Consider the following 20,722-nt stretch of genomic DNA (forward strand, 5'->3'; position numbering starts at 1 on the left):
CCGGCCGGTGTAGTCGTCAGCCCTTGCGGATGACGCGCATCTCCACGAACTTGCCCTGCTGGCGCATGCGGATGGTCTGCAGCGCGGCCATGTCGAGCTCCATGGTCGGCACGTCGGTGATGTCGGAGAGGTCGCGACCCCGCCCGGCGCTGCGCGTGCCCGCCGCGACCGTCGGACGCAGCTGCGTGGTCTCGGCGTCCAGCGCGTTCTGCTCCTCCGGGACGCGGGGGCCGGGGAGGACGGTGGTCGCGGCGTCGAGCCCGACGCCGGCCGGGTCGATCCGCGGGTCGACCTCGGGCGCGGACGGGGCGACGCCGAGGCCCTCGTCGTCCGGGTGGGCCGCGGCCTCGGCCTCCATGCGGTCGAGGCTCTTCGGGCGCAGGGCCCCGAGCAGGGCGTTGCGCATCGCCGGCGGGATCGCACCGACGAGCAGCGCCCCGCCGAAGTAGGCGATCCCGCCCGCGGCCAGGGGGACGATCAGCGGCAGGTCGTAGGTCAGCCAGATCGCCCCGAGCGCGAGCAGGCCGGCGGGGACCAGCCGGGCGAGGTAGCCGAACGGCAACGGGTGCACCCCGTGCCGGCGCAGCCGCCACTGCGAGGCCAGGACGCCGATCGTCTCGGTGACGATCAGCATGATGCCGCAGGCCACGGCGCCGAGGCGGGGCACCAGGATGATGTTCCCGACGATGTTGATGATCAGGTTGATCGTCGACATCGTCGTCAGGTAGCGCTGCTCGTGGGCAGCGATGAGCCCGTCCGAGACGATCGCGGACAGGAACGTCATGGCGACCGCGATGAAGAAGAACTGCAGCGGCGGCCCGGCGAACGCGCCGACCCCGTCCTCGCCGCCGACGATGTCGGCCATCCGCTGGGCCAGCGGCCAGCCGATCACCGCGATCGGGAGGCCGACGAGCAGCAGGAAGCGGTAGCCCTGGTCGACGGCGCGGGCGAACCGGTCACGGTCGGAGTTGTAGGTCTCGTTGATCGTCGAGAGCACGGAGCGCTCGAACACCTGTGAGATCAGGGTGAGCGTGAACGCGATCTGCAGGGCCGCGTAGTAGCCGCCGATCTGTTCGGAGGTGCCGAGGATCGACAGGATCAGGCCGTCGGCGCGCCAGTAGAGCACCGCGATGATCGAGATGATCGTGAGCGGGAACGCCTCCTTGAGGAGGCGCCACATCTGCGGCCAGTCGACCACCCAGCTCAGCTCGGTGAGCCGCCGCGCGCCCCACCACTGGATCACCAGGCGCAGGGCCTGCGGGATGATCTGGACCGCGCACATCGCGAGCAGACCCCAGTCGAAGTACGCGACCGAGGCGGCGGCGGAGAGCGTGAGCACGCGGGAGAAGAACTCGGCCGAGGCCGCCGAGGAGTACCGCACCTTGACGTCGAACACCGGCTCGTAGCACGACGAGACCGTGGTGAAGATCAGTCCGACGGCGAGCACGCAGACGGCGGCCTGCTGCTCGACGTCGCCCCAGTAGACCCCGATGCCCGCGATCCCGGCGATGATCGCCAACGGGAGCGCGTACACCGTCGAGAACGAGATGTTCATCCCGACGAGGCGTTCGAGGTTGCCGCCCAGCCCCGCGACCCGGCGCACGATGATCGTGCCGATCCCGAGCTCAGTGAACGCCTCGAAGGTCTGCGCGAAGACGACGGCCGCGGCGAGGACGCCGTAGCCGTCCTCGCCGAGGTATCGGGTGGCGATGCCGAGGGTCACCATCGAGAGCGGCAGCGCCGAGAACTTGGCCAGCACCTGGATGACGACGCCGCGCGCGATCGCCGTGGACCGGGTGCTCATCGTCGCCGATGCTACTCGCGCGTGCCCGGACGGATTCCTGGCGCACGCCCTGCTCGGAGGCCTCCCGGAGCCGGTCGACGGCTCCGTCGGGGCCGCTGACTAGGGTGACGTCCCGATGGACGCGCGGGCCCTGCGGAATGTGACGACGTGAGCACCTGGCTGCTCACCGGCGGCGCCGGCTACATCGGCTCCCACGTGCTCGCGGCCCTCCGCGCGGCGGGGCACGACGCGGTCGTCCTCGACGACCTCTCGACGGGGCTCACCTCGCGGCTCCCCGACGACGTCGAGCTCCTGCGCCACGACCTGCTCGAGCCCGGCCTGCCGGACGTCCTCACCGACCTCACCCGCCGCCGGGACGTCGACGGGGTGGTGCACCTCGCGGCGAAGAAGTCGGTGCCGGAGTCGGTCGCGGTGCCGCTGGACTACTACGAGCACAACGTCGGCGGCACGGTCGCCATGCTGCGGGCGGCGGCGACCGCCGGCATCGGACGGTTCGTGTACTCCTCGAGCGCGGCGGTCTACGGCGAGACCTCCGCCGAGCCGGTCGCCGAGGAGCACCCCACCCTGCCGACGAGCCCCTACGGCGAGACGAAGCTGGCGGGGGAGTGGGCGGTGCGCCGGTACGCGGAGGCCGAGGGCCTCGTGTGGACGGCGCTGCGCTACTTCAACGTGGCCGGCTCGGCCTCCGCGGCGCTCGCCGACCGGGGCGCCACGAACCTGTTGCCGCTGGTGATGCGGGCCGTGGACACGGGCCGGCCGGTCCAGGTCTTCGGCGACGACTGGCCGACGCCGGACGGCACCTGCCTGCGGGACTACGTGCACGTGGAGGACCTCGCCGAGGCCCACGTCGCCGCGGCGGCCGCTCTGCTCGAGGGCCGCTCGCCGGGCGCACTCAACGTCGGGCGCAACGAGGGCACCAGCGTCCTCGAGGTGATCCGGGCGGTCGAGGAGGCCCGCGGCCGGCCGGTGCCGTACGAGATCGTCGCGCGTCGCCCCGGCGACCCGGCCCGCGTGGTCGCCGACGCGTCGCGGATCGCGACGGTCCTCGGGTGGCGGGCCTCCCGCGGCATCGCCGCGATGGCCGGCTGAGCGGTCCCCGACGCCGATCGGCGCCGAGGACCGCGGCGCGTCAGCTGCCGAAGGTCCCGTCGGCGTTCAGCTTGCGGTAGTAGCCCGAGAGGTCCATGCGGCGCTTGGCGTTGACGGTGGACTTGCCCTCGTCGACGAACAGGCGCAGCGGGATCGCGCGGAAGTCGAAGCTCACGCGCGAGGTGTCGGTGTCGTTCGGGTAGTTGCCGTGGCGGTTGTTCACGGCGTCGAACCGCCACACCTCGCCCGGGTCCACCACGACCGGCGAGAACGTGTCGCCGCCCGGGCTGTCCTCGATCCACATCGAGTTGGTGCCGTAGGCGCGGGTCAGCGGCAGCCAGTAGTTCAGCGTGGCCGGCTGGTGGTTGTAGTCGGAGTCCTTGTGGAACTCGGACACCGCGACGCTGCCCGGGCGGTGGACCCGGAAGGTGGGCACGCGCTGCACGGCGAGGTCCTCGCCGTACTGCGGCAGGATCCACTCGACCAGGAAGCGGTCGTAGAGGTCGCGCACCTGCTCGTACTCGCGGTAGAAGATCGAGTGGTCGTCGGAGTCCTGGTCGTGGTTGTCCACGTCCGCACGGCGACCCAGGTCGTGGATCTTCTCGAGGTCGGGGGTGTCGAGGATCTTCGCGACCACCGTCGAGAAGGGGAACTCGATCGGGTCGTACGTGAGCACGGTGCCGTGCTCGCTGCGGTCGGCCATCGGAACCTTCCTGTTACGGGGAGAGGAGTTCGCGGTAGAGCCCCACGAGGCGGTCCGCCCAGACGGCGGCGCCGTACGGCGTCACGCTCTCCCGGGCCCGGGCACCCAGGTGGACCCGGACCTCGTCGTCGGAGAGCAGCTTGTCGAGGGCCGCGGCGAGCGCGGCCGGGTCGTGCACGCCGACGACGACCCCGTTGTCGCCGTCACGGACGAGGGTCGCCAGTCCGCCGACGGGGGTGACGACGGGGCACAGGCCCCACGCCATCCCCTCGAGGACCGACATCGGCAGCCCCTCCCACCAGCTCGGCAGGAGGAGGAGCTGGGCGTCCCCGAGGAGCTCGTCCCGCTCCTCGGGCCCGATCCAGGTGCGCACGTCGACGGTGCGCTCCAGCCCGGCCTCGGCGACCGCACGGCGCACCGCGTCGACGTCGCCGTGCCCGGCCAGGGTCAGGTGGAGGCGCTCCCGGTGGTCGGCCTGCAGCGCCGCGACCGCCTCGATCAGGTCGAAGACGCCCTTGCGGTCGATGAACCGACCGAGGAACACGCCGCCGACGTGCTCGGCGTGCGGGTCGCGCTCCGGGATCGCGGGGGGCAGCTCGACGGGGTTCGCGAGGACGACCACGCGGTCGTCGGGAAGCCCGAGCCGGGAGGTGTAGACCGCGCGGGCGTCGGGCGCGAGCACGACGACGCGGTCGGCCCACAGCAGCCGCGCGACGAGGGCGCGGACCGGCCGGGGCAGGCCGTCGAACCACTCGGCGAAGGCGCCGGCGTGGGTGTGCAGCACGGTCGGGATCCCGACGGCCCGCGCGGCGGCGACCAGGACGCCCTTGCGCAGCGCGGACAGGCCCTTGGCCACGTGCAGGTGCACGACGTCGACCCGCCGACCCACGATGAGCGTCAGCGCCCGGGCGATCCCGCCGACCATCAGCCGCAGCCGGCGGGCGAGGCCGACCTCGTCGTAGGTGGTGACGACCCGCACCGCCACGTCCTCCCGCGCGTCCAGGAAGCGCACGTGCAGACGCTGGACGGACGAGATGCCGCCCGGGGTCCCCGCGGCCTGGCCGACGACCAGGACGCGTAGCGGAGCGGAGCCGGACCCGAGGTCGGCGCCGCGCAGCGGTCCGGAGGACGTCACCGGGAGGCGACCGCCGGGTCGACGGTGCCGTAGGCCGCGAGCAGGGACAGCTGGGAGTGCGACCAGGACAGGGCGCCGGCGACGCGCTCGCGGCCGACCTCCCCCATCTGCTTGCGGCGCACCGGGTCGTCCAGCAGGTCCGAGACCAGGGCCGCGTACTCCTCGACGTCGTTCGGCCGGGCGAACAGCGCGGCGTCGCCGGCGGAGACCCGGCTCTCGGTGAGGTCGAACGAGACCATCGGCAGGCCCATCGCCATGTACTCCATGATCTTGTTCATGGTGGACACGTCGTTGAGCGGGTTGAGCGGGTCCGGGGCGAGGCCCAGGCACGCCGTCGAGAGGTAGCGGCGCACGTCGGGGGTGTCGGCCATGCCGGTGAAGGTGACCCGGTCGTCGAGCCCGAGGCGGTGCGCGAGGTCGACGACGTCGTCGAACGCGTCTCCGCCACCGAGGAAGGCGGCGTGCCAGTCGTCCCGGCGGTCGGCGAGCTGCGCGAGGGCGCGGACGGCGTAGTCGACGCCGTCCTGCGGGCCCATCACCCCGAGGTAGACCAGCAGGTGCTCCTTGCCGTGGGCCAGCTCCGGCTCCGGCGGGACCTGCTTGAAGCGGTCCAGCGCCGGCGCGCTGCGCACGGTGAACGCGCGCTCCCCGCGGACCCGGCCCCGGCCGACGGCCTTCGACCGGTAGCTCTCGTTCGTCGAGATGACGACGTCGGCGGTGCGGTAGGTGAGGAACTCCATGAGCCGCAGGCCCCAGTACAGCGCGTCCCGCTTGGGCCGGAAGCGGGACAGGTAGAGCTCGGGCACCAGGTCGTGCTGGTCGAAGACGACCTTCGTGCGCCCGCCGCTGAGCACCTTGAGGACCAGGGCGACCAGGAACAGCAGGTCGGGCGGGTTGCACAGGTGGACGACGTCGACGGGCTCGCGACGGTGGACCGCACGCGCCAGGCGCACCGAGTGGAACAGCGCGGTGGCGTACTCCTTGAGGTAGCCCTGCGGTCCCCCGGACGCCGCCTGCAGCGGGTAGCGGTGGATGCGGACCCCGTCGACGGTCGCCCGACGCTCGGTGTCCCGGTCCGTGCCCCGCGGGCAGATCACCTCGACGTCCCAGCCGTGGTCGCGCAGCGTCGTGGCCTCCTGCCAGACGCGGCGGTCGAACGGCACCGAGAGGTTCTCGACGAGGATGAGTGCTCTTCCGGGCAAGATCCTGTCTTCCGTCCTGTCGGGGGCCAGGGCCGGCCCGAGCGGGAACCCGTTCGGGCTCGGACCACGGTAGCGATGCGGTGTCGGCGCCCCGTCGGGTGCCCGGCGCACCTCCGCGCGTCACTGTCCAGGAGACGTCCGGGGGCCGTGTGGGTTGCGGGCGGGCCCGGACGAACGCCGACGGAGGCCGGGACGGGCGGAATCGGTACCGTGCGCACGGCCCCCCGAACGGTGGAGTCGATTCCGATGCGGGAGTGCGGGAGACGAGCATGCACGTGCACGTGGAGCTGCCCGAGGAGCTCGACGTGGAGTCCTACCGGCTTCGCAACGCCCGCGGCGAGATCCCGGACCACACCCCCTACGGCCTGCACCACATCGGTGACGACGGCGACGTGGTCACCTTCCGCCGTCCGGCGCGCGGCGCGCTGGCGTACGTGTCACGCAAGGTCCGCAACCGGCTCGACGGGTACGAGGCGGTGACCGCCGTGACCGGCGCGCCCCAGCGCCGCGGCGCCGACGCGATCCTGTGCATGGACGAGCGGACCGGGGTGCCGGCCCTGTTCACCTCGCCGCGGCGCCCCGTCGTGACCGGGATCGGCTGGTTGGAGCGCCCGGACATGCTCCCGCCGGCCGAGCGCCGTGCCACCACGCGCGCCCTGCGCCGGTGTGCCGGCATGTTCAGCCAGTCGCCCGGCGTCGTCCCGATCCTGCGCGAGCACTGGGGCGTCGACCCGGAGCGGGTGCACGGCGTCACGCTCGGGATCGACCCGGAGTTCTATCCCGAGCAGCCCTGGGACGGGCGGGACCCGGGCGGGGTGACCGTCACGAGCGTCGGCGACGACCGCAACCGCGACCACCCCACGCTGATCGCGGCCGTGGAGCAGGTGCGGGCCGGCGGGATCCCGGCGTGGCTGGAGCTCGCCACGACGATCCCCGTCACCCTGGCCCCGGACGCCGGCGTGGTGCACGCCCGGCGGATGAACGCGGCCATGCGCGGGCTGTACCAGCGCTCCACGGTGGTGGCGATCGCGCTGCGGTCGAACCCGGTCGGCGCCGGCCTCACGGTCGCGCTCGAGGGCCTGGCGAGCGGGCGCCCCGTCGTGGCGACGGACAACCCGGGCATGGACCACTACGTCGACCACGGCCGGACCGGCCTGCTGGTCCCGCCGGACGACCCCGCCGCCATGGCGGCCGCCATCGGTGAGCTGCTCGCCGACCCGGAGCGGGCCGCCGCGATGGGCGCGGAGGGCCGCAAGGACGTCGAGTCGCGGTTCACCTCCGCGCACATGGCGCGCGAGCTCGCGACCATCGTCCGCAACGCGCTCTGAACCTTCCCGACGGCAGGTGGCCTCACCTGCCGTCGGGAAGGGGGTTCAGGACGCGACCAGCGCGCGCCCGGCGTCGGTGGCGACCATCTCCACGCCCTCGACGACGTCCTCGCCGCGCATGACGCGCAGGTAGGCCGCGCGCAGACGGGCCAGGACCCCGTCGACGGGGAACACGAACCCGTCGATCTCGGAGACCAGCGTGAGCTCGGAGATCGTGCCCGCGATCCCGACCTCCTGGGCGGCCAGGAGCTCGGTGCGGTCGACCGGGCGGCGCACGAGCCGGACGCCGTCGCGCTCGCAGAGGCGCTCGAGGATGCGGACGGTCAGGCTGTCCAGCGCCCCCTCGGACGACGGCGGCACCACGACCTCACCGTCGACGACGGCCAGGACACAGGCCCCGGTGGCCTCCGCGACGCGTCCCTCGCGGTTGAGGAGGATCGCGTCGTCGTAGCCGAGCCGGCGTGCCTCGATGCGCGCCAGGCGGGCGACGACGTAGTTCGCGCTGCTCTTGACCCTGGTGGGGAGGTCCACGTCGGTGCCGCGCCGCCAGGTGGAGACGCCGAGGCGCATCGGCTCGCCGGACTCCTTCTGCTGCGTGAACGCGGTGATCACCAGCGAGGCCCGCGTGCCCTCGCCCCAGTGGCCCTCGGTCACGTAGAGCGTGGGGCGGAACCAGAGGTCACGCTCCCGGACGAGGAGTTCGGCGGCGAGCTGCTCGAGCCGGCGCAGGAACTCGGGATAGTCGAAGTCGACCGGGATGTGGAACAGCTTCGCGGAGCGGAGCAGGCGCTCGTAGTGCTCGCGGGGCGAGCGGATCGAGAACGTCTCCGACGACGGGTCCCAGTAGCCCTTCACGCCCTCGAACACCGACAGCGCGCGGGTGAGCGCCTCGGCGGAGATGTGGATCCGCACGTCGGAGTACGGCACCAGCTGGCCGTCGACGGACGCCCACGGCGGCGTCTGGAGCTGCGAGAGCGACGCGATGTGCGCCATATGTCGTGTTCCTCCCCGAATGAACCACTGCCGGACGTTCGGTGATCGAATTCTATCCGTGGTGGCCCGGACGAATTGCTTTCGGGTACCTCGGTGAACCCGGTCGGACAACCTGTGACTACCGTGCGACGTCCTGGGCCGGAGGAGGTTCTCCTGATGTGGGGAGAACCCGGCGCGAAGGGGGCCGATGTGACCAACGTTCTCTCGAACCCGTCGTTCGACGACGCGACGCGACGGGACGCCCTCTACCGGGGCGACGTCATGGTCTACGGCGCGACGCCGGCGACGCTCGCGCTCGTCCAGTTCACCCGCGACCTCGTCGAGGAGGCCTTCGCCGGCCGGGACCCGCAGGTGGCGCAGTACGAGATGGACGTGACGGAGTTCGCGGCGCTGCTCGCGGACCTCAAGCCGCGCTTCATCCACCACCCGCGGTGCAAGGAGCTCCTCCCCGCGATCCTCGAGGAGCGCGGCTGCGACCTCGAGCGGACCTACTTCGACGTGCCGCGCCTGCGCACCTCGACCTCGGACGACTACCTGACGACGGGGATCGCGTTCGCCTTCCACCCGCACCGCGACACCTGGTACTCGGCGCCGATGTGCCAGACGAACTGGTGGATGCCGGTGTACCCGGTGACGCCGGACAACGTGATGGCCTTCCACCCGAAGTACATGACGGAGGGCGTCCGCAACGGCTCCCGCCGCTACGACTACGACGAGTGGAACCGCACCAGCCGGTTCGTCGCCGCGTCGCAGATCGGCCGGGACACCCGCGACCAGCCGACGCCCGAGGAGCCGGTGGAGCTCGACCCGCAGGTCCGGGTCGTGCCGGAGGTCGGCGGGATGATGGTGTTCTCCGGCAACCAGCTGCACTCGTCGGTGCCGAACACCTCGGGGCGCACCCGGTACTCGATTGACTTCCGCGTGGTCGACATCGACGACGTGGCCGCGGGCCGCGGGTCACGCAACGTCGACTCGGAGTGCTCCGGGACGTCGCTGCGCGACTTCCGTCGCTGCACCGACCTCGCGCCCATGCCCGAGGAGCTCGCCGCGCAGTACGACGGTCGGGCGGTCGTCGGGGTCTGAGCGCTCGTCAGCGCCGTCGCGGGGCGGCGTGGGTGCGCAGGGCCGGCGCGACGGGGCGTCCCTCGAGCAGACCCGCCGTCGACCCGTGCTCGATCGCCTTGCGGTAGGTCGGCAGCGCGTCCGCGACGGCCTGCACGGTCTGGTCGACGTCCGCGTCGGTGTGTGCCGCGGACACGACGAACGACTGCCCGAGCACCCCGCCGCGCAGCAGCTCGGCGAGGAAGAGCGTCCGGAACTCCTGGGAGGGGAGCCCGTCCGGACCGCGGGTGAGGAAGACCAGGCAGTTCGGGTGCCCGGCGACGCGCAGGTACTCCTCGAGGCCCTCGGCCTCGATCGCGGCGTTCGCGCCGGCGGCGAGACGCTCCCCGGCGCGGCGCATGGCCGCGACCGGGTCCCCGGTCCGGTAGGCCCGGGCGACCGCCCGGAAGGCGGTGAGCCCGACGGTCTCGGGCCCGTTGGTGGTGGAGAGCAGGAAGACCCGGGCGTCGTCGGTGGCCAGGCCACCGAGCTCCATCAGATCCCGCCGGCCCGCGAGCGCGGCGACCGGGAAGCCGTTGCCCATCGCCTTGCCCCAGGTGGACAGGTCCGGGACGACACCGTGGACCGCCTGCGCGCCGCCCGCGGCCCACCGGAACCCGGTGATCATCTCGTCGAAGACCAGCACCGTGCCCTCCGCGGTGCAGAGGTCGCGCACGGCGGCGAGGAAGCCCGGCTCCGGGGCGACCATGCCGGTGGCGGCCTCCATGAAGACCGCGGCGATCCGGCCGGGGTGCGCCGCGAAGAGGGCCCGCAGCGAGTCCAGGTCGTTGAAGGTGAACCGCACCGTGGCCGACCGGACGCCCTCGGGGATGCCGGCGGACATCCCCGTCGTGCCGATGAACCAGTCGTCGACCGAGAAGAACGGCTGGTCGGCGACCGCGACCAGCTCGCGACCGGTGGCGGCCCGGGCCAGGCGCAGGGCCGCCGTCGTCGCGTCGGAGCCGTTCTTGGCGAACTTGACCATGTCGGCGCCGGGGATCACCTCGAGGAGGTCCTCGGCGGCCGCCACCTCCAGCGTGGAGGGGCGGGTGAAGCTCACCCCGCGCGTCAGGACGTCCCGCACCGCGTCGACGACCGGCTCGTAGCAGTGACCGAGGGTCACCGCCCGCAGGCCCATGCCGTACTCGACGAACTCGTTCCCGTCCGCGTCCCAGACCCGCGCCCCGAGGCCGCGTTCGATGATCGGAGCCATGCCCTCGGGGTACTGGTCGTCACCGCGGGCGTAGGTGTGCGCGCCACCGGGCACCATCGTGTGCAGACGGTTCTGCAGCTCGGTCGAACGGGTGAAGATCGGCGCGGGCCTCTCCAACGGAGCACCTCCGGGTCGGGATGGCGGACGTCTTCGTCACGAACCGTGTTCAGAATCGGCGGCGTCGGACGGCGTCGTCCGTCACCGGATCGTTCTCGGTGGCTCCGGGAGAATAGACGATTCGTCCCGAGAAGTCCGGAGTGTCCCTCCGGTCCGTGCGGGGGAGGGCCGGCTCCCGGGGACGTCGTCCGTGCCGGTCGCTCGGTGGGGGAACGCTCCGTCCGCCCGTCGGTGACGCGGGCTCTCGACGCCCTCAGTTGTACGCTCCGTCACCGTTCGGCCGGGAACCCGGGGGTGGTGTCCGCCGTCTCACGGCCCGTCCGCCCTGATCGGCGGCTCGGGTGAGGGACGGCCGGTCGCGGGTCCGATATGGCGTGCGGCCGGTGGACGTACCCGCGGCTCCGAGGCAGGTCCCCCGACCGTGGTTGGCCTGAGGGGCTGCTCAGAATGGTCCACATGGCGGAGCGTGGTTCCTGCGAGGCGGGCAGTGACACCGTGGCGGCGGGGAGCGAGGTCGGCGAGGTGGGCGAGGTGTCGGGCATGGGCTCGGTGAGCCGGATGGTGACCCTGCGCTCGACGCCCCGTCGGGAGCCCGTGGCCGCGCCCGCGTGGGCCCCGGCGGGGACCGGCGCGTGGAGCCCGGAGTCGACCGGCGCGTCCTCGGTCCTCCCGGCGGGGGTCGAGGTGCCGTTCGCGCCGGACCCCGAGGCGGCGGCGTTCCTCAACGCGCCCCGGCGTCCCCTGGGCTTCTACGTGGCGCCCTTCGGCACCCCGCCGTTCGGCAACCCGCCCAGCCGTCCGGCGCCCGGGGGGTCCGTGGACGGGCCCGAGTGGGGTCCCGCCTACCCGGCCGGCGCCTGACACCTGTCGTCGGGAACCATCCGCGGGTGACCTCCCTCGCGGGACTGGTCGACCGGTTCACCGCCGCCCTGCGGATGGACGGTCCCCACCGCGCCCCCGACGCCGACGAGCGCCACGAGGCCGACGCCCTCGCCACGGCCCTCGCTGCAGGGCGGGACGTGGCACCGCACGCGGCCGCCCTCGGGTTCGCGGTGCACGAGGTCGCCGGTCGGAGGGTGCTGGCGGCGGATCCGCGGACCGAGCGGTCGTGGGGGCTGGTCGTGCTCCCGGCGGTCGAGCCGACGGTCGTCGTCGAGGTCCCGCACCCGGGCTCGGACCTGCGCACGGAGCAGGTCGGTGTCGCGGTGCTCGAGCGGTGCGCGGGGGCGCTCTACCTGCAGGCGGGGTCGCACCGTCGGGCCGGGGCACCGCCGGACGCGCACCGCCACGGCGACTTCCCGGGCGACGTCGCGCACCGTCCCGACTCGGTGTTCGCCCACCTGGCCGCCGGGCTGGCCGCGCACCGTGGGCTGGCGCAGGTCCAGCTGCACGGGTTCGCCGACCGGCCCGGCTTCGACGTCGTGGCCTCCGCCGGGGCGGCCGCGGGGTCGGCGTTGCTGGACGAGACGGTGCGGCGGCTGGAGTCGGCGGGGGAGGTCGTGCGGCGCGGGGGCGAGCCGGGCTGCGACGACCTGTCCGGGGTGCTCAACACCCAGGGCCGGGCGGCGGCGCGGCACGGAACGGTGTTCGTGCACCTGGAGCTGTCGCGCTCGGTGCGGCGCTCCGCCCGCCGTCGGGACGGGGTGGCGGAGGCGGTCGCCGGGGCCGTGGTGGCCGCCACCTAGCATCGGCGGGCATGGGCAACCGGCTCCTCGTGCTCGGCTGGCACAACATCGACCCGACGCCCGGCTTCCCGGACCCGCCCGGCGTCGGCCGGCTCGGGTTCGCCAAGCAGCTGCGGATGCTGTCGCGCTTCGCGAACGTGCTGCCGCTGCAGACCGCGCTGGGGCTCATGGAGGCGGGCGAGCCGCTGCCGTCGCGGGCGGTGGTGCTGACCTTCGACGACGGCTACCGGGACAACCTCGAACTCGGCGTACCGATGCTGGAGCGCCACGGCCTCCCGGCGACCTTCTTCCTCGTGCCCGGGTTCCTGTCCGGGACCGTCGGCGCCTGGTGGGAGGACCTGTCGTCGGCGTTCGACCGGGCCCGCGCCTCGTCGCTGGAGTTCGGCGGCACGGCGTACCCGCTGTCGACGCCGGCCGAGCGGGAGACGGCGCACGCGGCGGTGCGGGGCGCCCTGAAGACACTGGACCACGCGTCGCGGGTTGCCGAGGTGGCGCGGGTGTCCGCGTTGCTCGCGCCCGCCGAGACGTCCGTGGGCGAGGGCCTGTTCATGGACTGGTCGGGCGCGAAGTCCCTGCTCGCCGCGGGTCACGAGATCGGGTCGCACACGGTCTCGCACGCGATCCTGGAGCGGGAGTCCGAGTCCGGCCAGCGTGCGGAACTGGGCGAGTCCCGGGCCGCCCTGGAGTCCGGCCTCGGCATCACGGTCGACACGCTCGCCTTCCCCAACGGCTCGAGCGGCGACTACTCGGACGTGACCACCCGCGTCGCCGCGGAGGCCGGCTACCGCTGCGCGGTCACGACCACCGCGGGCCTGGCGTCGGGGAAGGACTCGCCGTACGAGATGCGCCGCGTCGTCGTCACGCCGACCACCGACCTCGCCAGCGTCGCCGAGAAGGGCTGGCGCAAGGCCCGGGGAGTCATCGGGCGTCGCGTCGCCGCGGTGTCCGCCCGCCGGTAGGTGCACCTCCCGGTCGTGGCGCCCCCACCGTGTCAGCAATGCGGCCATGCTGACACTGGACGTCACGATCATGGGGTGTATCAGCGGGCCCGAACCGGGCGAGGCTCGCCGTAGACGACGTTCGGCTCCGGCATCCGCGCGGCGATCTCCAGCCCCTTCTCGATCTCGCGGCGCACCCCTCGGGGATCGTTCCGCCGTTCGCTCGGCCGGGTGCTGACCACGTAGAGGTTGCGGTCGAACAGGCGCTGCCGCCGCCGCTTCGTCGCGAGGACCTGCTCCACGGTGGCGAAGTGCTCCTCCACCGAGTCGATCTCCCAGGCGAACCCGACGTCCCGGACGACGGCGTCCGGGACCGCGATCACGGACAGGTCGTCGGGGTCGAGCAGCGGGACGTTCCACTCGGCCGGGACGAGCCCCAGCGAGTCCCAGAATCCGAGGGCGTCGAACTCCGCCGGGGAGCGGACGCCTCGCCCCACGGCGCCGAGTACGGCGCGCGGAGCGGCCGTACCCCGCCGGCACCCGGTGTCGAGCTCCTCGCGGATCTCCTCCACACCGAGCAGCCGCCGTTGCACCGGCTCGGTCATCAGCGCCGAGATGGCGTTCTCGTGACGCAGCCGCCGCACCGCGTCGGTCAGACAGCGCACGAGGGGCGCGACGGCGAGCCCGTCCCGCTGCTCGGACGGAGGGAGCCGACTCGTCCGCTCGATCACCGCGAACCCGCTGCTCCGGACCTGCCGTGACCAGTCGACCAGGACGTGGACGGCGTCGGACTCCTCGGCCCGGCGCATGCCGTGGAGCCGCAGACCGCCCTGCCCGGTGATCATCGCGCCGTCGCCCGCGTGCAGCAGAGCGGCGATCTGCCGTTGCCGTCGGGTCGGCGGTCCACTGGTCAGCTTGAGGATGCCCGGCAGCAGGGGCAGCCAGGGCCCGTCCTCCTCGCAGCGGCGGTAGCTCGTGCGCTGCGGTACCCCGAGCGTCTCGAGTCGGCGTACCGCGATCACGTCGTCGTCGGCCGCGTCCCGGATGGCGGCCATGTCCCTGGCCCAGTCCCCACGTCTCATGGGCCGACGATGCGGTCACGGCCCGCTCGACGGCGACCACGTCGGTCGTTGCTGGGGACAGGTGTCCGTCTCGTGCCGGTCGGGACGGCCGAGGCGCGTTCGCCGCAACGACTTCTGCGACGAACGGCCCGACCCGCAGGGCTGAATGCACCTGCGGGGCGGGCCGGGTTCGTCGTACTCAGTGCCCTTGTGACGTCCAGTGTCAGCATGGCCGCACTGCTGACGCCACGACGCAGCGGGGAGCGAACTACCGCTTGATGCGGAAGATGCCCCAGGCGAGCTGGCCGGACCGCCCACCGTTGACCCAGTTGCGCAGGCCGGTCTTCATGTTGGAGATGTACTCCTCGGAGATCTTCCCGGCGAACGCCTTCTCCGCCTTCTCGAGCTCCTGCAGCACCCGGCCGTAGTGGGTCGTGAGCTGGTCGGTGTGGTCGTCGAAGACGTAGTCGTTGAACCCGTTCTTCGCGAACTCCGCCTTGTAGAACCCGGGCGAGCCGAGGGTGTCCAGGTGCAGTCGCGCGAGGATCGGCGTGAGGGCGGAGACGTCCGCGCCGTCGGCCGCCATCGGGTCGGTGAACACGATCTGGCCGGTCGGCACCAGGACGCGGGCGATCTCCGCGACGACCGTCGAGCGCTCGCCGGAGTGCAGGAAGGCGTCCTGCGACCAGACGAGGTCGTAGGCGTTGTCCTGGATCGGCATGTTCTCGAACGACCCGTCGACGACGTCGACGAGGTGGTCGAGGCCCTGCTCGCGGGTCTTCTCCCGGTTCCGCTCGTTCTCGACCTCGGAGAGGTTCAGGCACGTCACGCGGCAGCCGTACTTCTTCGCCAGGTGCCGGGCCGCTCCGCCGTAGCCGGCGCCCATGTCGAGGATGCGGGTGTCGGCGGTGATGCCGGCGGTCTCGGCCATCCGCTCGACGGTGCGCGCGGAGGCCGGGGCGATCGCCTCGTCCGGGGTCGCGTAGAGCCCGACGTGGATGTCCTCACCGCCCCACACCTCGTGGTAGAAGGTGTCGGCGTCCTCCGAGTTGTAGTAGTCGCGGGCGGTGTGGACCGCCGTCGAGTACGACTCGGTGAGCTCCTCGTCGGTGCGGTAGGTCTTCTCGGCCACGTGGATCCAGAAGTCGGGGGTGTCCTCGCCGTAGGTGTCCTGGAAGTCGCCGTAGGTGTCGATCTTCTGGAAACCGACCTCGCGCATGAGGCGCCGCACGTAGTCCTTGCGCAGCGGGAACATGTTCAGGTGGTACACGGACCCGTCGTCGTGGAACGTGTACCGGAAGCGCGCGAGGCCGTCGTCGAGGTACTCGGGCTCGGCGGTGACGGTGTCACCGCTGTAGTAGTACTTGTGCTTCGACGAGAAACCGTCGTCGAGGATCGAGTCGTAGTTGCGCTGGTCGAGGATCAGCACGCCGTCGTGCGACAGCATCGCGTAGAACTCGGCCAGGGCCTTGCGCCGGTCGCGCTCGGAGAACAGGTGCGTGAACGAGTTCCCGAGGCAGATGATGGCGTCGTACTCGCCGTGCACGTCGCGGTTGAGCCAGCGCCAGTCGGCCTGGACGACCCGCAGCACGTGCCCGCGCTCGCGGCCGTTGTGGAACGCCCGCGCGAGCATCTCGGCGCTGCCGTCGGCGGAGACGGTCTCGAAGCCCGCCTCCAGCAGCTGCACCGAGTTGAAGCCGGTCCCGGTGGCCACGTCGAGGACCTTCTCGACGCCCCGCGCACGGAGCTGGTCGATGAAGAACGATCCCTCGCTGGCGGCCCGTCCCTCCCAGCCGATGTAGTCGTCCCACTTGTCGACGAATCCCTTGATGTATTCGTCCTGGTAGTGGTTCGTGTCGCGCACCTCGTTCGGGTTCTCGCCGAACTCCTGGTGCACTTCCTCGGGGGAGTACGCGGCCTCGGTGTCGTCGAGGCCAGCCGCGGTGTCGGGGCTCCGGTCTGCGGCTGTCGTCATGTGGGTGTCCTCCGGACGTCGTTCGGTGACGCTTCCGGAGAGGAGACGCTAGAGCGGTCCGACCACGATGGACACCGCAACCGGTCACGCTGCGTGTCACGAACGATTCAGTAGACCGATTCGGAATCGGCCGTACTCGTCCGATCAGCCCTGTTGGGAGGGGTCGTCCGGCGCGCGACGACCAGGTTGCCGAACTGTGAAGAGATGCCGGTCACTGGCCATGCGGCGCGGAACGTGCTTCACGCCGTCGGGTCGACGATGACCTTCCGGTTCGTGGCCGCCGGCCCGGGCAGCTGCCGGCCGCCCGGCCCCACGTCGTTGACGTAGCCGGGGAACTGGCTCCCCACGCCCTTCGTCGTGATCCGGTCCGCCGCGGCCCCCAGTGAGACCAGCAGTCCCTTGACCGCCTCGGCCCGCCGCGTGGACAGGTCCACCTGCGAGGCGGGGCTCCCGGCGCGGGCGGTGGTGCCGGTCAGCGCGAGGCGGTGCGTCGGGCCCTGCTTGACGAAGTCCGCGAACGGCCCCAGCACCCCCCGCGCGGCGTTCTCGTCGCGGAACTCCGCGGTGTCCGGCCGGAAGCCGACCGAGCCGTCGTCGGGCAGGGCCGTGGACCGACCCGGCGTGATGGTCGGCGGCGGCGGCAGGGCCACGGTCGAGACCGGCGGGACGTCCGACGGGGCGTCCCCCGACCGGGGCTCGTCGACGACCGCGACGCACGATGCGCCACCGGCCTCCGCGATGCCCCTCCACAGCGCGACCAGGGACGCGCGCTGCGAGGTGTCCAGCGGGCCCTGGGGCTCCGCGACGTCCCCGATCCCGGCCAGGACCACGGTCGCGCCGTTCAGGGACGGCAGGGCGTTCGCGTCGCGCAGCGAGCTCACGACGTCCTGGACGGGCGCCGCGAGCAGGCCCTCGGTACGGAAGTCCAGCGGGGCGACCGTGGAGAGCCCGGAGTCGACCAGCACCACCGTGCCCGGCCGCGACCCCTGCACCGACCGGCCCGCGAGCGTGAGCGCGCCGAGCGTGTCGGCCTCCGGGGTCTGCGCCCGCAGCTGCGAGATCGCGTCACCCAGCCCGGACAGGAACGCGTTCTGGTCGTCCTGCGCGGCGATCGCGTTCCCCGCGTCGGTGCGGTAGGTGTCGCTGCCCGCCACCGTGGGCCGGCCGTCCACGCTCACGACGGTGAACTTCGGCTGTACCTTCTGGTCGGCGGCGCCGGAGACGACCGTGATCGCCGCCTGCTGGACCGCGCCGGGCAGCCCCGGCTCCGGCTCGTTGGCCCGCCCGCCGACCGCGATCGCCATCGGGCCGACGGGGACCGGGCACGACAGCGGCGCGCCGCCGCCCCCACCGGACGCGAAGCCGCCGGAGGAGTCGTCACCCGAGGAGCACGCTCCCAGCACCAGCACCGCCGCAGTGGCCAGGGCGAGTGCGAGGCGACGGCTCAAGAGTGCTCTCCGTTCGTGGTCGGGGCCCGGTGGTGCCCGTTGCGGTGCCCGTTCACGACGGCGGGTGCGGGCGCCCGGTGCGCGGGCGGATCGTTCCGCACCGGCGGGCGCGCCTCGCGGCCGGGCTCGATCGCGCGGGCCGGGGTGAACAGCGGGTACGGCGCGGAGTTGGTGAGCCCGTCGGTGACCGAGGGGTTCTGCATCTTCGAGGCCATCAGGTTGCGGGCGTAGTTCTGCAGCTCCAGCATCTCGGCGGCCACCTGCTGGCGGGCCGCGACCCACCGCTGCTCCTCGCGGTCGCGCTCGTTCTGCTGCTGGCGCAGCGCCTCCCGCGAGCGCTCCAGCTCGGCCCGGCTCGCCCGCTCCGCGGCGGTGGCCTCCTCGAGGCGCCGCTCGGCCCGGCGCAGCGCCCCAGCGACCGGGTTGAACGACACGAACGTCGCCACCATCGCCGCCACGCCGCTCGCGAGGAACAGCGCGCCGAAGAGCATCGCGGGCAGCACCGCCGAGGAGTCCAGCGCGGCCGACGACCCGGAGCCGAACCCGCCGCCGGAGCCCGAGCCGAACCCGGAGCCGCCGCCCGAGCCGAATCCGGATCCCGACGACGAGCCGAACGGGTTCGACGAGGTCGACGACGGCGTCAGCAGCCGGGTGACGAACGAGGCCACACCCAGCACGAGCCACGTCAGGAAGGCCGCGACCGTGAGGAGGACCGAGGCGCGCGGGTCGCCGCAGCGCCGGCGGGCCAGACCTTGGCCGACGAGGTGCGCGAGCCCGACCGAGGCGGCCGCGAACCCGACCGTGCCGATGACGATCAGGAACGTCGAACCGCGGAAGACCCGGGCGAGGACCACGTAGAACGCGGCGATGTCGCCGCCGATCGCGAGGACGATGATGCCGAGCGCGAGGTAGTCCTCCCGCGAGCGGTTCACCAGCATCGTCGAGTCGCGGTAGGAGCCGACCGTGCCGGGCCGGGGGCCGCGGCGCAGGGAGAGGCGCGGGGTCATCGGGTCTCCTGCTCGGTGGCTGCGTCCTCGACGGCGGGCCCGGTTCGCACCCGCAACGGGCTGGTCAGGGGCTCGTCGTCGGGGATGTCGGGGCGTCGGACGGTCAGCGCCTGCCGCGCCGCCCGGGGGCCGCGGGACGCACTGCGCCGGGGGTCGTCGGCGACGGTCTCGTCGTCCTCGGCCACGCCGGGGCGCACCGCGGGGCTGCGCGGGGTCTCCATCAGCCGGTCGCGGGCGTCGGCGTAGTCGCGGCGGGCGATCTCGAGGGCCCGTCGGTCGCGCTCGTGGTTGGCCTCGGCGTCGGCGAGCTGCTGGCGGGCGCCGCCGACGAGCCGGTCGATGACGGCGTGGTGGTCGGCGTGCTCGGAGTCGATGCGGGCCAGCCACCCCGACGCCCAGGAGGCGATCAGCGGGTCGAGCGCCGCGCCGGTGCCCTCGTCGACGGCGTTCGGGAGCAGGTCGTTGACCAGGCTGCGCACCCGCCCGCGGGCCGCGGCGACGTCCGGCGAGGCCTGGTTCGGGTAGGGCATCGGGCCGACCCGGTCCTCGGCGTAGACCTGGGAGAACCGCTTCTCCTCGGGGGTGCCGGGCCTGCGCAGACCCGGGCGCGGTGGGGTGTCGGTGGTGGTGCCGCCCGCCCGGTGCGTCGGAGTCCGGCCCGGTGCCTCCGGGTCGTCGGAGCGCCGACGGCGCGGGAACGGGAACATCACGACTCCTCGACGGGACGGTCGACCGGGCCGGCGGAGAGCTGGCCCTCCTCGGCGGTGAACACCCAGCCCGGGATCCGGGGGTGCCGGGCGACGAGCCACGGACCGATCCGGTCGCCCTGCGGGTGGTGGCGCACCAGGTGGCTCTCGTAGGCCGAGATGCGGCGCATGGCGAGCGCGTGCAGCCGGCGCACGCGCGTCGCGCCGACCACCTCCCGGGCGCGGATCGCGGCCCGCACCCGCGCGAGCTCCTCGCGGGCGGCCGCGCCGGTGCGCTCCAGCCGGGTGATCTCGTCGACCATCGGCCGGCGCAGCGCCTCGTACTCCCGGGCGCGGCGGGCGCGGACGACGTCGTCGGCGGTCAGGGTCTCCCCGCCCCGGCGCAGGCCGAGCTGGTCGGAGTCCAGCAGCACCGGCCAGGACGCGACCCGGCCCTCGGCGCGCTCACGGGCGGCGTCGGTCTCGTCGATGCGGACGACCAGGGTGGCCACGGTCTCGAGCAGCGGGGCGAGCTCGACGTCGAGACGCAGGCGCTCGCGGTGGCTGCGGGCGAGGAAGTCCTGCGCGAGCTCCTCGAGGGTCGGGGTGCCGGACTCCGCGCTGGGCAGGCCGGCCCGGCCGTCCGCGCGGGCGCGTCGCCGGTCGGCCAGGCGGTTCGCGAGCGTGTACGGCGGCATCGAGCCCGTCGAGGCGTCGGCGGGCCGGATGCGGGGTGACGACGGGGCCGGGGGCGGCCCCGCGGTCGGAACGGCCGGGGGTGCCGGACGGGGGGCGGGGGCACCGATGACGGGCGTCCCGGCCGCCGGGGTGCCGGGCTCCGGTCCGCGGACGCGCCGGGTCGCCGGGGGCTCGGCGTGCCGGGGGAAGGGAGCGGACGGCACACCGGTGGCGGTGTCGCCGCGACCGGGGTGGCCGGTGCGACCCCCGTCGTCCGACCGGGACATGGGACCTCCTGCTCGCGGTCCGCCGGTGCCTGGCCGGGGCCGTTGCCTCCGCGACGCCCCCTCGCGCCGCCCGCGCGAGGGCCCGCCACCGGACCCTCGGACGGGAGTGTAGGTGGCCCCCGTGCGGGGGTGACCCGCGCGGGCCCCTCCGGCCCTGCCGGACCGGACGGGCCGCCCCTCCGGGACACGGCGGCGACACGCCGACGATCGGGTCACTCGACGGCGTGAAAGTCGCGTCGCGGTGACGCGGCTCGATGCGGTGGCACGCACGC

18 protein-coding genes are annotated in these 20,722 nt (G+C 73.4%); 6 read left to right on the forward strand and 12 right to left on the reverse strand.

The genetic code is table 11. The features are described 5' to 3' along the window. Window positions 1-16 precede the first annotated feature (16 nt). On the reverse strand, window positions 17-1,804 hold the full coding sequence (locus QRT03_RS06870; protein ID WP_286051762.1) for a flippase: 1,788 nt from the start codon (window positions 1,802-1,804) through the stop codon (window positions 17-19). Window positions 1,805-1,951: 147 nt separating this feature from the next. Here QRT03_RS06870 and galE point away from each other — a divergent pair, with 147 nt between their 5' ends. Continuing rightward, on the forward strand, window positions 1,952-2,893 hold the full coding sequence (gene galE / locus QRT03_RS06875; protein ID WP_286051763.1) for a UDP-glucose 4-epimerase GalE: 942 nt from the start codon (window positions 1,952-1,954) through the stop codon (window positions 2,891-2,893). 40 nt (window positions 2,894-2,933) lie between these two features. On the opposite strand, the gene QRT03_RS06880 is transcribed toward galE, so the two are convergent. From QRT03_RS06880 to QRT03_RS06890, 3 genes are read right to left on the reverse strand one after another with little or no spacing between them, the layout of a single operon-like run. Then, window positions 2,934-3,596 carry a hypothetical protein gene (locus QRT03_RS06880; protein WP_286051764.1) on the reverse strand — a complete coding sequence of 221 codons (663 nt, stop codon included), beginning with the start codon at window positions 3,594-3,596 and terminating at the stop codon, window positions 2,934-2,936. Between the two features lie 13 nt (window positions 3,597-3,609). Continuing rightward, a complete protein-coding gene (locus QRT03_RS06885; protein ID WP_286051765.1) occupies window positions 3,610-4,731 on the reverse strand; it encodes a glycosyltransferase family 4 protein in 1,122 nt (373 codons plus the stop codon). Further along, window positions 4,728-5,933, reverse strand: coding sequence for a glycosyltransferase family 4 protein (locus QRT03_RS06890; RefSeq protein WP_286051766.1), 1,206 nt, complete (start codon window positions 5,931-5,933; stop codon window positions 4,728-4,730). Before QRT03_RS06890 ends, QRT03_RS06885 begins: the two co-directional genes overlap by 4 nt. Before the next feature lie 269 nt (window positions 5,934-6,202). Here QRT03_RS06890 and QRT03_RS06895 point away from each other — a divergent pair, with 269 nt between their 5' ends. Beyond that, window positions 6,203-7,261 carry a glycosyltransferase family 4 protein gene (locus tag QRT03_RS06895; protein WP_286051767.1) on the forward strand — a complete coding sequence of 353 codons (1,059 nt, stop codon included), beginning with the start codon at window positions 6,203-6,205 and terminating at the stop codon, window positions 7,259-7,261. A 45-nt stretch (window positions 7,262-7,306) separates the two neighbouring features. On the opposite strand, the gene QRT03_RS06900 is transcribed toward QRT03_RS06895, so the two are convergent. Further along, window positions 7,307-8,254: an aminotransferase class IV gene (locus tag QRT03_RS06900; protein ID WP_286051768.1), complete on the reverse strand. Its 948-nt coding sequence runs from the start codon at window positions 8,252-8,254 to the stop codon at window positions 7,307-7,309. Between the two features lie 189 nt (window positions 8,255-8,443). Here QRT03_RS06900 and QRT03_RS06905 point away from each other — a divergent pair, with 189 nt between their 5' ends. Next, entirely contained in the window at window positions 8,444-9,337 is an 894-nt protein-coding gene (locus tag QRT03_RS06905; RefSeq protein ID WP_286051769.1) for a phytanoyl-CoA dioxygenase family protein, read from the forward strand. Between the two features lie 7 nt (window positions 9,338-9,344). Here QRT03_RS06905 and QRT03_RS06910 read toward each other — a convergent pair whose 3' ends face one another. Next, window positions 9,345-10,685 (reverse strand): glutamate-1-semialdehyde 2,1-aminomutase, encoded by a 1,341-nt coding sequence (locus tag QRT03_RS06910; protein ID WP_286051770.1) that lies wholly within the window; start codon window positions 10,683-10,685, stop codon window positions 9,345-9,347. A gap of 456 nt (window positions 10,686-11,141) precedes the next feature. Here QRT03_RS06910 and QRT03_RS06915 point away from each other — a divergent pair, with 456 nt between their 5' ends. The 3 genes from QRT03_RS06915 to QRT03_RS06925 are packed head-to-tail and all read left to right on the forward strand — an operon-like array spanning window position 11,142 to window position 13,329. Next, window positions 11,142-11,546, forward strand: coding sequence for a hypothetical protein (locus tag QRT03_RS06915; protein WP_286051771.1), 405 nt, complete (start codon window positions 11,142-11,144; stop codon window positions 11,544-11,546). A gap of 26 nt (window positions 11,547-11,572) precedes the next feature. Next, window positions 11,573-12,370, forward strand: coding sequence for a hypothetical protein (locus QRT03_RS06920; protein ID WP_286051772.1), 798 nt, complete (start codon window positions 11,573-11,575; stop codon window positions 12,368-12,370). Window positions 12,371-12,381: 11 nt separating this feature from the next. Continuing rightward, on the forward strand, window positions 12,382-13,329 hold the full coding sequence (locus QRT03_RS06925) for a polysaccharide deacetylase family protein (RefSeq protein WP_286051773.1): 948 nt from the start codon (window positions 12,382-12,384) through the stop codon (window positions 13,327-13,329). A gap of 80 nt (window positions 13,330-13,409) precedes the next feature. Here the strand turns inward: QRT03_RS06925 and QRT03_RS06930 are convergent, their stop codons facing one another. The 6 genes from QRT03_RS06930 to QRT03_RS06955 form a co-directional block, all read right to left on the reverse strand. Continuing rightward, on the reverse strand, window positions 13,410-14,390 hold the full coding sequence (locus tag QRT03_RS06930; protein WP_286051774.1) for a hypothetical protein: 981 nt from the start codon (window positions 14,388-14,390) through the stop codon (window positions 13,410-13,412). Between the two features lie 247 nt (window positions 14,391-14,637). Beyond that, window positions 14,638-16,344: a glycine/sarcosine N-methyltransferase gene (locus QRT03_RS06935; RefSeq protein WP_286051775.1), complete on the reverse strand. Its 1,707-nt coding sequence runs from the start codon at window positions 16,342-16,344 to the stop codon at window positions 14,638-14,640. A gap of 239 nt (window positions 16,345-16,583) precedes the next feature. Further along, complete coding sequence (locus QRT03_RS06940; protein WP_286051777.1) at window positions 16,584-17,792, reverse strand: OmpA family protein; 1,209 nt, start codon at window positions 17,790-17,792, stop codon at window positions 16,584-16,586. After that, window positions 17,789-18,799: a hypothetical protein gene (locus QRT03_RS06945; RefSeq protein ID WP_286051778.1), complete on the reverse strand. Its 1,011-nt coding sequence runs from the start codon at window positions 18,797-18,799 to the stop codon at window positions 17,789-17,791. Before QRT03_RS06945 ends, QRT03_RS06940 begins: the two co-directional genes overlap by 4 nt. Continuing rightward, on the reverse strand, window positions 18,796-19,506 hold the full coding sequence (locus QRT03_RS06950; protein ID WP_286051780.1) for a hypothetical protein: 711 nt from the start codon (window positions 19,504-19,506) through the stop codon (window positions 18,796-18,798). Before QRT03_RS06950 ends, QRT03_RS06945 begins: the two co-directional genes overlap by 4 nt. Then, the gene (locus tag QRT03_RS06955; RefSeq protein WP_286051781.1) at window positions 19,506-20,450 is read right to left on the reverse strand and encodes a hypothetical protein; all 945 of its coding nucleotides are present in this window, start codon (window positions 20,448-20,450) and stop codon (window positions 19,506-19,508) included. The genes QRT03_RS06950 and QRT03_RS06955 overlap by 1 nt, the downstream gene beginning before the upstream one ends. Window positions 20,451-20,722: the final 272 nt, after the last annotated feature.

This window comes from Actinomycetospora termitidis (assembly GCF_030286555.1).
Lineage (GTDB): Bacteria > Actinomycetota > Actinomycetes > Mycobacteriales > Pseudonocardiaceae > Actinomycetospora > Actinomycetospora termitidis.